The organism is Natronosalvus rutilus (assembly GCF_024204665.1).
Taxonomy (GTDB): domain Archaea; phylum Halobacteriota; class Halobacteria; order Halobacteriales; family Natrialbaceae; genus Natronosalvus; species Natronosalvus rutilus.
Genome location: NZ_CP100355.1, coordinates 2,027,604 through 2,042,050 on the forward strand (window position 1 = coordinate 2,027,604; position 14,447 = coordinate 2,042,050).

Here is a 14,447-nt window from a genome sequence, read left to right on the forward strand (position 1 = left end):
TGTCAGAGGTGTAGTGGGAGAGACAGAGGTTCGATTCATCGCAACGAGTTGTTGTTGGCAATCGTTGCCCGAACCGGTCAACGAGGGTGAATTCGACATGTGAAATAGTTGCAAATAGAATAACTCAGTCATAATAACTGGATAGTAAAGGGACTCAGTGATGGTGACAGGGGTATGCACGATGTGCATCGCCGTTCGGTCCTTGCAGCAGGTGCAGCGCTTTCGACAGGAATTGGACTCGCCTCGAGTGGGGTAGGCGCGTCCGACGTCGATGGGGACCTCCCCGACCCGTCGCTGGTCCCCAATCCGGAGATGGACGAAGACTGGGCGTCGCACCGTGGTGACGCCGGCCACGCCAGGTTCATCGAGGACGGGTACGAGTTCGACGGCGACTCGCTCGAGGTCGCCTGGTCCGTCGACCAGACGGGCTCCATCGAAATCGGTGACGACAACGTGTACACGACGGCGGTCGCCGACGACACCGTGTACACGACGACGACGGACGGGGTCATCGCCCTCGACGCGGCAGATGGCTCGCTCCTCTGGGAGAACACCGATATCGACGCGCACAGTCCCGCGGTAGTCGGTGAGACGGTGTATCTCAACGGCGGCGAGATTGTAGCGCTCAATCGAGACGATGGCAGCGTCCGCTGGGAGAGCACGCTCGGTGCCGAGGAGTGGACGGGAAACCACACGGTAGCGTACGACAGCGTCTTCGCCGTCGTCGACGGCACTCTGTACGCGCTCGAGGCTGACGACGGGTCGGTCCGATGGCAAAAAGACACGGCCGTCGTCGAGTCGAGCGAAGGTGACGAACAGGAGTCCGGATTTATCACCGGGACCGCCGCAGCGAACGGCGTCGTCTACGCCGGTACGGAGGACGGCACTCTCGCGTTCGATCACACGACTGGAGAGACCGTCTGGCAGAACTGGCGAGGGTACTATAGCTACAACTCAGGACACGATATCTACGCGACTGAGAAGGCGGTTCTCGCCGAGTTGTCGGGGGAGGAAAACCCCCTCTACGATGCACAAACTGGAGAGTTGCTGAACCATGTCTCGTCGCGTTCCGGACGGGCGCTCAGCAACGAATCCGCGATCGGAGGAGACGATAATGGCTACGGCAGTTACTCGGTCCACGGCGACGAGTACGACTGGAGTATCGACGTCACGTACACCTACGGGGAGGCCGTTTTCAGTGGCGAGACCGTCTACGTCTACTTTGAGGTGGACGGCCACAACTACGGAGACCGGGATTACGATCAGAAACTCGTCGCGCTCGACAAACGCGACGGGAGCGAGAAGTGGACGCTCTCGAAAGACGACGCACCGGTCGGACACATTCGGGCGATCAGCGGCAAGACGATATACGTCGAACACGAAGAGGAACTCTTCGCGCTTCGAGAACAGACGGACGACGAAGACGACTCCGCCGACGAGGGAGACGGAACCGACGACGAGCAAGATGACGCAGACGACGGCGACAACACCGACGACACCGGTGACGAGGAGACGTCGGACGAAGATGAGGAGTCTGGCGACGGCGACAGCTGCGAAGTTCCCGGCGACGAAAACGACGACGGCGAGAACACGACCGGATCCGACGACGACGACGAGAACGCAACCGACTCCGACGACGGAGACGATGGGGCTACCGAGTCCGAAGAACGCACCTACCAGACCGACGCAGACGAGTCACCCGGCTTTACGACCGGCGCAGGAATCTTCAGCGGACTCCTCGGCCTCGAGTGGCTGCGCCGGCAGTCGAATACGGACGAACCGGACGAGTAACAGGAGTTGTCGAGTGCGGTGAATCTCGACGAGAGTCGGTAGAACCCGACGAACTCGCTGGCCTGACATCCGCATGCGTGCTACCCGGTAGTTTCGCCAGACGCAGGCAGCTGTCAACCCAGAAGTGATCTCGTTAACACGGATCGAGTGATCCAGATACCCGCTCCTCGAGCATTTGTCGTTGCAACATTTGCGCTGTGAGTTCAGCACAACGCTACAACGTATCACCGCACGAGGGCGTCAACAATAACAATACCTGCTGTGTGTCGATGAACGAGCGACAGGCCCTTCGTGATGACTACCCGACTATTGATCCTGGCTCGGCGCGAGTTCGTCGAGGTCGACCTGCTTCTCGAGGAGGACCTCGGCCTGGTCGGCGACGATACGCTGTTGGCGCATGAGCTGTTTGAGCTTACTCTGGGCGGAGAGGTCGCCGATGAGGACACCGCCGATGACCTTGCCGTCCTTGAACGCGATGCGGCGCCACTCAGTGTCTGAGTAGCGGCGTTCGGCGTGTTCGTCGCCCAGGGTGGGATGGCCGAACGAGAGGAACGGGAAGTCGAAGTGGGTAATCGAGTACGAGGAGACCCACTCGAAGGGCTCAGCCTCCTCGTCGGCGGCCATGTTGATGCCTGCGACTCGACCCTGCTCTTTGGCCGAGCCCCACGAGCCGTTCTGGGCCTGCTCTCCTAGGAGAACGTCGTAGAACTGCGTCAGGTCGCCCGCCGCGTAGACGTCCTCGAGGTTCGTCTGCATGTACTCGTCGACGACGATGCCGTTGTCCTGCTCGAGGTCGGTGTCGTGGAGGAACTCGGTGTTGAACGTCAGGCCGATCGCGACGCCGGCGAAGTCACACGGGTAGCGGTTGCCGTCGCCGCCGATGGCGGCCTCGACGCGGCCGTCGTCGTCGACTTCAAACTCGCTGACGCCGCTGTCGAAGATCGGCTCGACGCCCACGCTTCGCATCCCGTCGTGCATGATCTCGGCGCCGTCAGCCGAGAGCGCGTAGCGCCACCAGCGGTCCCCGCGCATCAGGAACTTGCCGTCGACGCCCTGGGAGCCACAGACTGCCGCGAAGTCGATGCCCAACAACCCGGCCCCGACGATGACGGCGTCGTCGGCCGCTTCGGCACTCTCGCGGATCTTCCGGGCGTCCTGGAACGTCCAGAAGTGGTGGACGCCCTCGGCGTCGCTGTTTTCGACCGGCAACTGCGTGGGCGTCCCGCCCGTCGCGATCAGCAGTTTGTCGTAGGGAATGTCGTCTTTTTCGTGGGTGCGGACGACCTTCTCGTCGGTGTCGATCGTCGTCACGTGCGTGTTTAGCGATAGGTCGATGTCGCGCTCGTCGTACCAGTCCTCGTCGTGAATCGAAATCGGCGCCTCGGGCAGTTTGCCCTTAGCGTGTTCTTTGATCAGGATGCGATTGTACAGCGGTTCGCCCTCATCGGTGATGACGGTGATCGACGACTCCGGATCCTCCTCCCGGAGTGTCTCCGCGGCCGAACTGCCGGAGATCCCGTCCCCGATGATAACGTACTCGGTCATGTCGGGAAATTTCGTAACGGGGGTTAAAGTCGGTTGCTATCTGGACTACCCTCGAACTCGATACGCCATCGTCGAGTAGTCTCGTCGCGGGCGTCGCTCGTTCGTCATCCAGGAGTCGGACATACTATATTTTCTATAGCTAGACGACCCGTCCACTCCACATCGCTCATTAGGCTCGAGTCCGTCCGCTCGAGTATGAAACTCCGCCAGAACGCCCGTCACTTCGCCTCTCGGAAGGCCCTCGAGACCCCAGTCGTTCGCTCGGTAGCCATTTCGGGTCTCGTCCGCCTCCACACGAAGATCTTCCTGGGGAAGGCCGACCCGGCCCGCGCCGACGAGCGCAAGGCCCACCTCGACGGCCTCTTCGAGGCGACGATGGACAGCTACCTCGAGGCCCTTCGCGCCGGGTACTCCGAGGCCGAGGCCCGCGAAATCACGCACATCCAGGCGAACTTCGACTTCTACAACCACGGCTGGACCGAGATGATGGAGTTCCCTGCCGACGAACTCGAGGATCACTACGACCGGTACTACGACTTCTTCGCGACCTGGGGGATCACGATCGATCGACCCCTGGGCGAGTTCAGACCCGACGGTGGGCTTCCGGAGGCGCCGTCGACGCCCGAGCGCCTCGAGAATCCCGTGCATCCCCACGCCGAGGGCGGGTTCGCCGACGATGTCTACGTCGAAAACGAGGACGGCGAACTGGTCGTCGGCGGCCAGGACGAGCCAGAGAACGTGGACGTGTCGAGAGCTGTTGGCGTGAACGACGAGTCGCTCGAGGAAGAGTAGCCGTTAGGTTGTCCGAGGTCGAATAGCGGAAAACGACCTCACCTTCGGAATGGACGGTACCGAGGAAAGTGGTGCCGTCGAATCGATTCCACGATCAGCGCCACCTCTCCGACCCCGAACGCCAGTGCGAGCAATCCGTTCGTGCTAGTCCAGTCGACGTTCGTCTCTCGAGGAATGACGTGATACTGTCCGTCTCGGGAGACGACGCGACCGTCGCCCCACGCGATGGCGACGGTCTCGTCGTCGTCGAATCGATATCGTTCACCCTCGACCGCGCCGTCGACGATCCGCCGGTGCTCGGTCGATAGTTCGTCGTACCGAGCGACTCCGTACCGATCCATCTCCTCCGAGACCTCACCGCCGTCCGTAGCGGTTTCCTCGAGGGCAATTTCGTACTCCACCGCAGCGAGTCCACTGAGTGTAGCCGGGAAGAAGAGTACGAAACCGAGAAAGAGCATGCCGAAGTGGAGCCACTCTCTTCGGATCATAGTGTGCTTACATATTAAAATCATAAATAATTTACCAAATATGGGGATTATTAAATATGCTGATAGGGAAGATACGCCAACGTCGACCCGTACGACAGTGTTCGTTGGCGGTGTCGTCTTCACCTCACCCGGTCGTCACGTCAGTTCTTCCCCGGCGCAGGCCACCGCGGATCGATTGGTTCTTCGATTCGCTCGAGGTCACCCTCCGTCAACTCGACCCCGACGGCCCCGACGTTCTCCTCGAGGTGGTCGATCGACCGCGGGCCGACGATCGGCGCGTCGACGACGTCCTTGTGGAGGAGCCAGGCCAGCGATACCTGCGCGGCGGTCGCGCCCCGCTCTTGGGCGAGCTCCTCGATGACTTCGAGAACGTCCCAGTTCTCGTCGGTGAAACGCCGTCTCGTGTACTCGTCGGTCGCGGCCCGCCCCTCGTCGGGGTCGTCGTCCTGATCGTACTTTCCGGTCAGGAAGCCGCCGGCCAGCGGCGACCAGGGGATGACGCCGACTCCTTCGCCCGCGCACACGGGGAGGAGGTTCGCCTCCTCGTGGCGATCCACGGCGTTGTACTCCGGTTGCATGCAGACAAAGCGCTCGAGGTGCTCGACGTCGGCGGTGTACAGCGCCTTCGTGAACTGGTAGGCTGTCATCGTGCTCGCGCCGACGTAGCGAACGACACCCTCATCGATCAGGGCGTCGAGCGCGCGCAGGGTCTCTTCGATGGGCGTCTCCTCGTCCCACCGGTGGATCTGGTAGAGGTCGACGTAGTCGGTCCCGAGGCGCTCGAGACTCGCTCGACACTGGTCGAAGATGTGCTTCCTCGAGAGACCCTGTCGGTTCGGTCCGTCGCCCATGCGTCCGAACACCTTCGTTGCTATCGCGAGTTCGTCCCGGTCGTAGGGCTCGATCGCCCGACCGACGATCTCCTCGCTCTCCCCGCGGGAGTAGACGTTGGCCGTGTCGAGGAAGTTGATCCCGAGATCCAGCGCGCGCTCGACGATCTCGATCGATTGCTCCTCGTCGTCGATCATCCAGGGCTCGGCGCTCCCGAAGTTCATGCAGCCCAGACAGAGACGAGAGACCTCGAGTCCCGTCTCGCCCAGGGTCGTGTACTCCATCTCGTCGGCGTAGCCGATCGTCCGATCCGCCATACCCTGTCACACATCGGTGCCCGACAAAAGGGTGCGGGTGGGGGCGGCGTCTCGAGTTCTCGAGGGCTGCGAGCGCGGCCACCGAACGCCGCCCGTCGTCCCTGCCGATTTCCGAGTCGCTAAGTACCCCGGCACCAGCCGTTTGACCACCGTCTCGCATGTCTCTCGATTCGAACGACCGCTCGATCGCCGGTTTCACCATGGCGGGCCACGCCCTCGTCCACTGGTTCGAGACCTCGATCCCGATCTTCCTCGTCGTCTGGCTCGCCGAGTTCGACGTGAGTGTCACCCTCGTCGGGTTCGTCGTCGCGCTGGGGTACGCCCCCTTCGGCATCGGTGCCCTTCCTGGCGGCGTCCTCGCCGATCGGTACGGCCCGAAGCGGCTCATCCTGCTCTGTCTGCTTGGGATGAGCCTCGCCTTCGTTACCCTCGCGGCGGCCTCGATTCTGGAGTCCATCTATGCCGTCGCCGTCGGCCTCCTGCTGTGGGGTGTCGCCGCCAGCATCTACCACCCCGCCGGACTCGCGCTCATCAGCACGGGCGTCGAGGAGCGCGGGACCGTCTTCGCCTGGCACGGCATCGCCGGCAACTTCGGCATCGCCCTCGGGCCGTTCGTCGCCGCCACGCTGTTGATCGTCCTCGAGTGGCCCGTGGTCGCCGCCCTGCTGGCGGTCCCCGGTTTCGTCGCCGTCGCCTACGGGCTCAGTGCGAACTTCGACGCGACCGCGGCGGTCGCAGACGACGTCGATGCCGGGCCGGACGAGGCGCTCTCGCTGCCGGAGTTTCTCGCCAACTCCCGGGCACTATTCGCCAGCGCTTTTGCCATCGTCTTCGTCCTCGTCACCTTCGAAGGCCTGTACTACCGCGGCGTGCTCACCTACCTGCCCGAGATCATGACCGGCCTGCCAGCGCTCGAGGGCCTCGAACTGTTCCCGACGCTCGAGCAGTACGACATCGACCCCGGCTTCTACGTCTACGTCGGTCTGCTGGTCGTCGGTATGGCCGGCCAGTACGCCGGCGGAAAGCTCACGGACCGCGTTCCTGCGGCCCGCGGCTTGGCTGCACTCTTCGCCGTCCTGGCCGCCCTCGCGCTCGCGTTCGTCCCCGTCGTCGACCGCGGGCTGGGCGCCCTGCTCGCCCTCTGTGGCGTCCTGGGCTTCGTCCTGTTCGCAATCCAGCCGTTCTACCAGAACGCCGTCGCCGTCTATACGCCTGCCGACAGTCGCGGGCTCTCCTACGGCTACACCTACCTCGGGGAGTTCGGACTCGGCGCGACCAGCATCGCCATCGGCGGATTTCTGCTCGGCGAGGCGGGCCTCGCGACCTTCTTCGTCGCGCTCGCTGGCTTCGCCCTCGTCGGGGCCACCCTGTCGGCCGCGCTCGCACTCGGCCTCGACCGCCTGTTCGACCGAACGGACGCGGACTCGAGCGCCGATGCGAAGGCCTAGCGCGCTGCTTCGAACCGGTCAGTCGGCTTCTTCCTCCTGAGGGGCGGTTTCTGGATAGCGGACCTCACGGAACTCCGTCGACCCGCACCGACAGCCGTTCTTCGTTCCGATCGGTTGCAGTTTTCCGTCGGGCCAGCTCGTGGCAGCGTAGGCGGTTCCGCAGGCAGAACATTCGACGAGCGTGCGCTCGCGTTTACCGGAGGGCATTGTTCGTGTATTCGACGGAGAGCGAGCATCAGGATTGCTTCGCGTTATACAAAACCCTTTTAAACGATCTATCGATCCGAGCGGCCTGTCTCGGAGAGCGTACTCCCCAGAATGTGTTTTATTCCGCGCCGAAGGCGAGAGGCGACGGCCTGCTGGGAGATGCCGAGTTCGTCGCCGACCTCTGCCATCGTCACCTCCCGGGGGGTCTCGAAGTAGCCGCGATCGAAGGCGAGAACCAGCGCCTCCTGCTGGGGGTCAGTGAGTGCTGCCTCTGTGTCCGTCTCGACAGGTGTCAACGCGTGGAGGCTCGTCAGGTGACCGGCACGTCCAGCTCCCGACAGCGTTGCTGGAAGGCCGCGATGTCGCTTCGGTCGTCGCCGCGAACGTCGAACGTCCACTCCTGGTTCGTGCCGACGGCTTCGATGAGCGGTATCTCCGTCTCTGTGAGTACACTGAGCACGCCCGAATACTCGACCGCCCACTCGACGCGCAGCAGATACTCGTCCGCGACGGAGTCGACGAGACGGATGTCTCTGACGCCGGGGTGTTCGGTAAATGCCTCCTCGATGTCGTCGACGACGGTTCCTCGTACCCAGAAGTAGGGTATTACCACGTCCTGGGCGGGGATGATCCGCTCCAGCGTGACCGTCACGTCCGGCAGCTGCTCGAACACGGTCCCCAGTGGGAACTGACTCGAGGGGACGGTAAACGTCGCTTCGGTGGCCATCGTTGAGTCTGTTTGTTGTCACCGGCCTTCGATTTTGTGGAGTGGATCGATACGAGAGACGTAGTTCGTACGGCCCATTACCGACAGGGAGTCTCGCCCGACGAGGGTGTCCGTATGCGGACGGCCCCGACCGGACCCGTCCACCTCGGGGTGAAACGGAGACTCGGCCGCAGCGGACCACACCAATTTTGTCCGCGCAGTCGAACCCTCGAGCATGATCGAGGCGACGCTCTGTTTCGTCGTGGACGGCGACGACGTGCTCCTCATCGAGAAGCGACGTGGACTTGGCGAGGGGTGGTACAACGGACCCGGCGGCAAACTTGAGGACGGCGAGACGCTGCGAGAGTGCGCCGCTCGCGAAGTTCGCGAGGAAGTCGGCCTCAGGATCCCCCTCGAGGCACTCGAGCAGGCCGGCGAGCTCACGTTCACCCTCGACGGGGAGGTCCACACGGTCTGTCACGTGTTCCGAACGGAGACCTACGACGGCGAACCGGTAGCGACCGAGGAGGCCCACCCCGAGTGGGTTCCGATCGAGGACGTGCCCTACGATCGCATGTGGGATGACGATCGCCTCTGGCTGCCCGCGGTGCTCGAGGGCGATACCGTCGAGGGAACCTTCGCATTCGAGGGCGGACGACCACTCGACGACGCCGAGTTCGTCGACTACGACCTCGAGCGCGGCGCGTCGTTCGAGGAGTGAGCCCATCGGTGCACACGACCCGGCTTATTCGCTAACGTCCTTGCCGTTGTCGGTACGGACCTCGATGTCCACGCCGTTCGGTTCGTACGCGTTCGCAGCATATCCTCCTTCGTTCCAGGGGTACTCGTCGGTCTCGAGGGCGTCGCGCCAGGCGTCCGGTCCGGATATTCGCGACGGCTGTCGTCGGTTCAGGTCGTCGGCGGCGCGCGACAGCAGGGTGTGACGTCCTGGCCGGGCGTCCCAGTCGTACCGAAAGAGTCGCCACGCGCCCGCGTAGTCGGGACCGAACAGTTCTGCATCGTTCCAGGTATCGCCGCCATCGGTGGAGACCTGGACGCGGTCGACCGCGTCGTCGCCCGCCCAGGCGACGCCGCGCACCTCGACCATCTCGTCCGGCCGTACGTCGACGGGTGATTCCCCAGAGGGGGCGCCGATCAGCGACATGACGTTCGCGTCGAACGTGTAGGGGTGCTCGACAGCCCCCTCAAGCTGGTCCCACGTATCGTACGTGTCGACGGTCTTGTTCTGATTGGATTCGACTCCCTCGGGGTGCACGCGATAGGACTCCTGTTGCCAGTAGGCGTGTTCCCCAGGGCGCTCGAGGCTCCCCTCGGTCACCATCGAGTCCATGACGCGGAGTTCCTCGACCCACTTGACGTTGTTGACGCCGTACCAGCCGGGAACGATCAGGCGGACGGGGTAGCCGTGTTCTCGCGGGAGCGGTTCGCCGTTCATTTCGTAGGCGAGGAGGCAGTCGTCGAGGGCTTTCTCGAGCGGAATCGATCGAGCGAAGACGTCGTCGCCATCGGACGGATCGCCACCGACGGCGGTGAGCCACCGCCCGTCGGATGCCGACACGCCGTGATCTCGCAGAATCGAACTAACGGGCGTCCCGGTCCAGAACGCGGTGGCCGCGGCCTCGCAGTCCCACTGGACGCTGCCCGTCTCGGGCCGGTGCTGGCCGCGGCCGTTGCCCGCACACTCCATCGTGTGGGCGACCGCGACCGTCGGATACTCATCCCTGACGTCGGCCATCGAGAGGGTTCCCTCGAGCCCCCCGGTGAGCGAGACGGTCCACGCGTCGGCGTCTGCGTCCGGAATGTCGTTTCGATGGCAGACGAAGTGTTCCTCGATCGGTGTCAGCCAGTTCGCGAACGTGCGTCGGCTCGCAGCCCCGAGGACGGTGTACTTGTCGGCTTCGTCTCTCGTCTCCGCGACGCCGCCTGCCTTCGCCTCGACGATCGCGTCGATCTCGCGGTGACGGGCTTCCCGCGCTCGTTCTGTGGCCATAGGTGTACAGCCCACAGACAGCGCAAAATAGCTATCACTCGCCACCCGAGGTTCACCGATCCGATCTCTCGAGTCGACGACCGCGTGCCGGTCAGGGAATCAGCACCACCTTCCCCACACTCTTTCGATCCTCGATGAACTGGTGGGCCTCGATCGCGTCCTCGAGCGCGAACGTCTCCCCGACGATCACCTCGAGTTCGCCGTCGGCCAGCCCCTGGGTCAGATCCGGAATCGCCTGCATGATCCGGGCGGGGTCGTGACGAGACGCCTGGCCGAGGTGGAATCCAATGACGGACTTGTTCTCGAAGAGCAGGCGCCGGTTCTCGGCACTCGCGGGCACGCCGCTGGCCACGCCGTAGGTGACCAGCCGCCCGAAGTGCGCGAGGGCGTCGAGGCTCCGGTCGAACACGTCGTCGCCGACGCTCTCGAGGACGAGGTCGACGCCCTCGCCGTCGGTCGCCTCTTCTACGGGGTCGCGAAAGTCGACCTCGGTGTACTGGATCGGATGGTCACACCCGAGGTCGGCCGCCAGCTCGAGTTTCTCCTCGGTGCTCGCAGTGCCGAAGACCTCCGCGCCGGCCCGCGAGGCCAGTTGAACGGCCGCCGTGCCGACGCCGCCCGCAGCGGCCTGGATCAGGACGGACTCGTCCTCCTCGAGGCCGCCCCACTCGAACAGGCAGGAGTGGGCGGTCAGGAACTGGACGGGGAAGCCGGCGGCCTCCTCGAAGCTCATCCCGTCGGGGATGGGCAAGAGCATCTGCGCGTTGGCGGTGGCGTACTCGGCGTACCCGCCTCCGCCGAGCATGCCGACCACGCGGTCGCCTTCCTCGAGGTCGACGCCCTCGCCGGTAGCGTCGACGGTTCCGGCGGCTTCCATCCCGGGGACGTACGGCGGTTCCGGCCCACCCGGATACACGCCGCGTCGTTGCATGACGTCCGCGAAGTTGATCCCCGCGGCCTCGACGGCGATTCTGACCTCGCCCGGACCCGGTTCCGGAACCTCGCGTTCGGTGTACTCGAGTCGGTTGCTGTCGCCGTACTCGTTGACTTCGATGGCATGCATGCTGGTCATGGTGTTCGAGTGGACGGTTCGTCCCCTCGCCGCATAAATGGCCGACAACCGGAGGGAACCGGCGCCGGGTTTCTCGAGAGACGGTGAGGACTCGAGACGCTCGCACACCTTCGCATCGTTTAAGAGCGCGCTGGCAGACTGTCGAGGTATGAGCGAAGAATCACAGGAACTCGGGATCACCGAGTCCAAGAATCATCGACCCGGCGAGTGGTACGCCGAGGTCGTACAGAAGGCCGGCCTGGCGGACTACGCCCCCATGGGCGGCTTCATCGTCACGAAACCCCGCGGCTACGCGCTGTGGGAGACGCTCCAGGACACCCTCGACGGCTGGTTCAAGGAGACTGGCGTCACGAACGCCTACTTCCCCCTGTTCATCCCCGAGAGCTACCTTGAGCGCGAGAAGGACATCGTCGAGGGATTCGACCCCGAGGTGGCGTGGGTGACCCACGGCGGGCACAACGAACTCGAGGAGCGCCTCGCCGTCCGCCCCACCAGCGAGTCGATCATCGCGCCGTTCATGGCCGAGTGGACCCGCAGCCACCGCGACCTCCCCATGCGGCTCAACCAGTGGTGCTCGGTCGTTCGGTGGGAGGCGACGGACACGAAGCCGTTCTTCCGCACGAAGGAGTTCCTCTGGCAGGAGGGCCACACCGCCCACGAGACCGACCAGGGAGCCTGGGAGGAAGTGTGGACCCGCCTCGAGCAGTACGAACGCGTCTACGAGGAACTGTTCGCCATCCCCGTCCTGAAGGGGAAAAAGCCCGAACACGACAAGTTCCCCGGCGCCGACACCACGACGACCGTCGAGTGTCTGATGCCCGACGGCAAGTCCGTCCAGGGCGGCACGAGCCACCACCTCGGCCAGAGCTTCGCGGAGGCGTTCGACATCACCTTCGCGGACGAGGACGAGGAGGAGCGTACGGCGTACACGACCTCGTGGGGGCTCTCCTGGCGCGCACTCGGGGCGCTCATCATGACCCACTCCGACGACCAGGGGCTCGTCTTGCCCCCCACCGTCGCACCCACGCAGGTCGCCATCGTCCCCATCTGGCAGGAAGACACCGCGGAGCAGGTCCTGGGCTACGCGAACGAGGTCGCCGAGGACCTCGAGGCCGCGGGCTTCCGTGTCGAACTCGACGACCGCGACGAGCGCAATCCCGGCTTCAAGTTCAACGAACACGAACTCGAGGGCGTCCCTCTCCGGATCGAGATCGGCCCCAACGAGGCCGACGACGGCGAGGTCACCCTGGTTCACCGTCCGGACAACGAGAAGACCGTCGCCAACCGCGAGGGCGTCGCCGATACCGTCGACGAACACCTCGACGAAATCTACGAGAAACTGTACGAGGCCGCCCGGGAGAACCTCGAATCGAACGTGCGGACGGCCGACAGTCCCGAGGAGATCATGGGGACGATTGGGCGCCACGGCGGCTACGTGAAGGTGCCGTGGTGTGGCGATCAGGCCTGCGAGGAAGCCATCAAAGAGAAGGTCTCCGCGGAGATCGTCCTCCAACCCCTCGCCGAGGAGAGCGCCGAGACCGACGGCGAGGCTGCCGCGCCCGAGGACGAGGACGCTGCCTGTACGGTCTGTGGCGAGCACGCCGACCAGTTAGCGTACTTCGCCAGAACGTATTAGAACAGTTACCCTACTAACCCCCTTCAACTGTCATAGCGTTCGGGACTGACCTCGTGAACACCTTCTAGTGAAGGTCTCCTACCGGGGAAGACCGGTGTTGCTTTTCAATGGTTTAGTACAATTGATAGACGTTTTCGCTCAAAACAGTCATGAGACGGTTCACACGGCTGACTACGTTCGCCTCTCTATAGCCCGTTGCAGGGGTTCAAAATCAGTTCAGCGCCAACCCCTCGGTTCGCTCGAGCGAGTCGCCCTCGAGCACGCGTGACACTGCCTCGTCGATCGCCTGATTCCCCGTTTCGTAAATCACACGTCAGTCGTTGGTTGATGACAACAGGAGTCCGTGCACGCGACAGACAGCATCCCTCGACGCCCACCTCTCTCCCTGTCGTAGGATCGGTGTCGGGTACCCTCCCCCCGCCGCCAGTTCTTCTACTGGAGCATGTCTGTCGCAAGTTCGATCCGTCCTTCCACATTTCCACACTAATTTGTACCGTCTCATGGTATTGTCCGGCGATGGAGCCATTCGAGATCAGTCTACGGATCGCGGCGGGGATACTCCTCATCGGGCTGAACGCGTTTTTCGTCGCGATCGAGTTCGGTCTGACACGCGCCCGGCAGTACTCCAAAGAAGAGTTCGATACGCCGTCACTGCAACTCGCGTGGGAAATGACCGACGACCTCGAGTTCTACCTGACGACATGTCAGATCTGGATTTCCGGAACCAGTATCGCGTTAGGGATCGTCGCCGAACCCGGGTTGGCAGCGCTATTCGAGCCGTTGTTCGAGAATACGGCGCTCGCCTCGGTCGGGGCTGGGTCATTACTCGGATTCTTTCTAATTAACCTCGTCCACCTCACCCACGGTGAACAGACGCCCACGTATCTCGGTGTCGAACGTTCGAGGCAGGTCTGTCAGTACGGGGCACGGCCGCTGTACTGGTTCGCCAAGGTGCTTGCTCCAGCGATCTGGTTCGGTGACTGGATTGCGAAGGGGACGCTCGGCCTGTTTGGCATCGAAATGACCGGGGCGTGGCGTGAAACCGAACAGGAGGTCATCGAGTCTCGTGCCGACCTCCGGAACCGACTCGGGTCAGTCCTCGACGAAGGCGATCTCCCGGACGAGCGCCGCGAGGAAGTGATGAACGCGCTCTATATCGGTGAGCAGTCCGTCAGCGAAGTGATGGTTCCGTCCGACGAGATCGTCGCCGTATCGACCGAAGACGATTCCGAAGTGAACTTCCAGAAGATGGAAGACCGACCGCAGACACGGTATCCGCTGGTCGGCGATGACCTGACCGATTTCCGTGGCATCGTCTACACTCCAGTCCTACTCAGACACCGCGAGGAAGTGGCCGACGGTGACATCGATTTCGCCGAATTGGCAGCGCCGCCGATGACGCTCTCGCCCGACGCGGACGTCAGTGATGCAATCGATCAGTTCCAGACGGAAGGTCAGGAACTCGCCCTCGTAATCGAGGACGGGGACGTCGTTGGGCTGGTCACCGTGACCGATCTGCTAGAGGCAATTATGGGCGACATCGAGGATCCGCTCGATCGCGAGCACGTCGAAGCCTCCGACGAGTGAGAGCGAACCCTGGGGA

Annotated in this window: 12 protein-coding genes and 1 pseudogene; 6 read left to right on the top strand and 7 right to left on the bottom strand. The window is 63.5% G+C overall.

Features of this window, described 5'->3' with window-relative positions; genetic code table 11:
- The first annotated feature begins 174 nt into the window (after positions 1-174).
- A complete protein-coding gene (locus NGM29_RS09760) occupies positions 175-1,791 on the top strand; it encodes an outer membrane protein assembly factor BamB family protein (RefSeq protein ID WP_254155858.1) in 1,617 nt (538 codons plus the stop codon).
- Between the two features lie 306 nt (positions 1,792-2,097).
- Here the strand turns inward: NGM29_RS09760 and NGM29_RS09765 are convergent, their stop codons facing one another.
- Positions 2,098-3,336: an NAD(P)/FAD-dependent oxidoreductase gene (locus NGM29_RS09765; protein ID WP_254155859.1), complete on the bottom strand. Its 1,239-nt coding sequence runs from the start codon at positions 3,334-3,336 to the stop codon at positions 2,098-2,100.
- A 195-nt stretch (positions 3,337-3,531) separates the two neighbouring features.
- On the opposite strand from NGM29_RS09765, the gene NGM29_RS09770 reads away from it, so the two are divergent.
- A complete protein-coding gene (locus NGM29_RS09770; RefSeq protein WP_254155860.1) occupies positions 3,532-4,128 on the top strand; it encodes a DUF6149 family protein in 597 nt (198 codons plus the stop codon).
- Between the two features lie 38 nt (positions 4,129-4,166).
- On the opposite strand, the gene NGM29_RS09775 is transcribed toward NGM29_RS09770, so the two are convergent.
- Positions 4,167-4,616: a DUF7979 domain-containing protein gene (locus NGM29_RS09775; protein WP_254155861.1), complete on the bottom strand. Its 450-nt coding sequence runs from the start codon at positions 4,614-4,616 to the stop codon at positions 4,167-4,169.
- Between the two features lie 140 nt (positions 4,617-4,756).
- The gene (locus tag NGM29_RS09780) at positions 4,757-5,731 is read right to left on the bottom strand and encodes an aldo/keto reductase (RefSeq protein ID WP_254160522.1); all 975 of its coding nucleotides are present in this window, start codon (positions 5,729-5,731) and stop codon (positions 4,757-4,759) included.
- Between the two features lie 191 nt (positions 5,732-5,922).
- Between NGM29_RS09780 and NGM29_RS09785 the strand changes: the two genes are divergently transcribed.
- Complete coding sequence (locus NGM29_RS09785) at positions 5,923-7,212, top strand: MFS transporter (RefSeq protein WP_254155862.1); 1,290 nt, start codon at positions 5,923-5,925, stop codon at positions 7,210-7,212.
- 18 nt (positions 7,213-7,230) lie between these two features.
- Here NGM29_RS09785 and NGM29_RS09790 read toward each other — a convergent pair whose 3' ends face one another.
- The gene (locus NGM29_RS09790) at positions 7,231-7,419 is read right to left on the bottom strand and encodes a hypothetical protein (protein ID WP_254155863.1); all 189 of its coding nucleotides are present in this window, start codon (positions 7,417-7,419) and stop codon (positions 7,231-7,233) included.
- 68 nt (positions 7,420-7,487) lie between these two features.
- Positions 7,488-8,146: pseudogene (locus tag NGM29_RS09795) on the bottom strand (helix-turn-helix domain-containing protein).
- A 214-nt stretch (positions 8,147-8,360) separates the two neighbouring features.
- Here NGM29_RS09795 and NGM29_RS09800 point away from each other — a divergent pair.
- Positions 8,361-8,846 (top strand): 8-oxo-dGTP diphosphatase, encoded by a 486-nt coding sequence (locus NGM29_RS09800; protein ID WP_254155864.1) that lies wholly within the window; start codon positions 8,361-8,363, stop codon positions 8,844-8,846.
- Positions 8,847-8,870: 24 nt separating this feature from the next.
- Here NGM29_RS09800 and NGM29_RS09805 read toward each other — a convergent pair whose 3' ends face one another.
- On the bottom strand, positions 8,871-10,136 hold the full coding sequence (locus NGM29_RS09805; RefSeq protein ID WP_254155865.1) for a sulfite oxidase: 1,266 nt from the start codon (positions 10,134-10,136) through the stop codon (positions 8,871-8,873).
- Between the two features lie 91 nt (positions 10,137-10,227).
- Positions 10,228-11,199 carry a quinone oxidoreductase family protein gene (locus NGM29_RS09810; protein ID WP_254160524.1) on the bottom strand — a complete coding sequence of 324 codons (972 nt, stop codon included), beginning with the start codon at positions 11,197-11,199 and terminating at the stop codon, positions 10,228-10,230.
- Positions 11,200-11,356: 157 nt separating this feature from the next.
- Here NGM29_RS09810 and proS point away from each other — a divergent pair, with 157 nt between their 5' ends.
- Both proS and NGM29_RS09820 read left to right on the top strand, forming a co-directional pair.
- The gene (gene proS / locus NGM29_RS09815) at positions 11,357-12,844 is read left to right on the top strand and encodes a proline--tRNA ligase (RefSeq protein ID WP_254155866.1); all 1,488 of its coding nucleotides are present in this window, start codon (positions 11,357-11,359) and stop codon (positions 12,842-12,844) included.
- A 516-nt stretch (positions 12,845-13,360) separates the two neighbouring features.
- Positions 13,361-14,431 (top strand): hemolysin family protein, encoded by a 1,071-nt coding sequence (locus tag NGM29_RS09820; RefSeq protein WP_254155867.1) that lies wholly within the window; start codon positions 13,361-13,363, stop codon positions 14,429-14,431.
- Positions 14,432-14,447 lie beyond the last annotated feature (16 nt).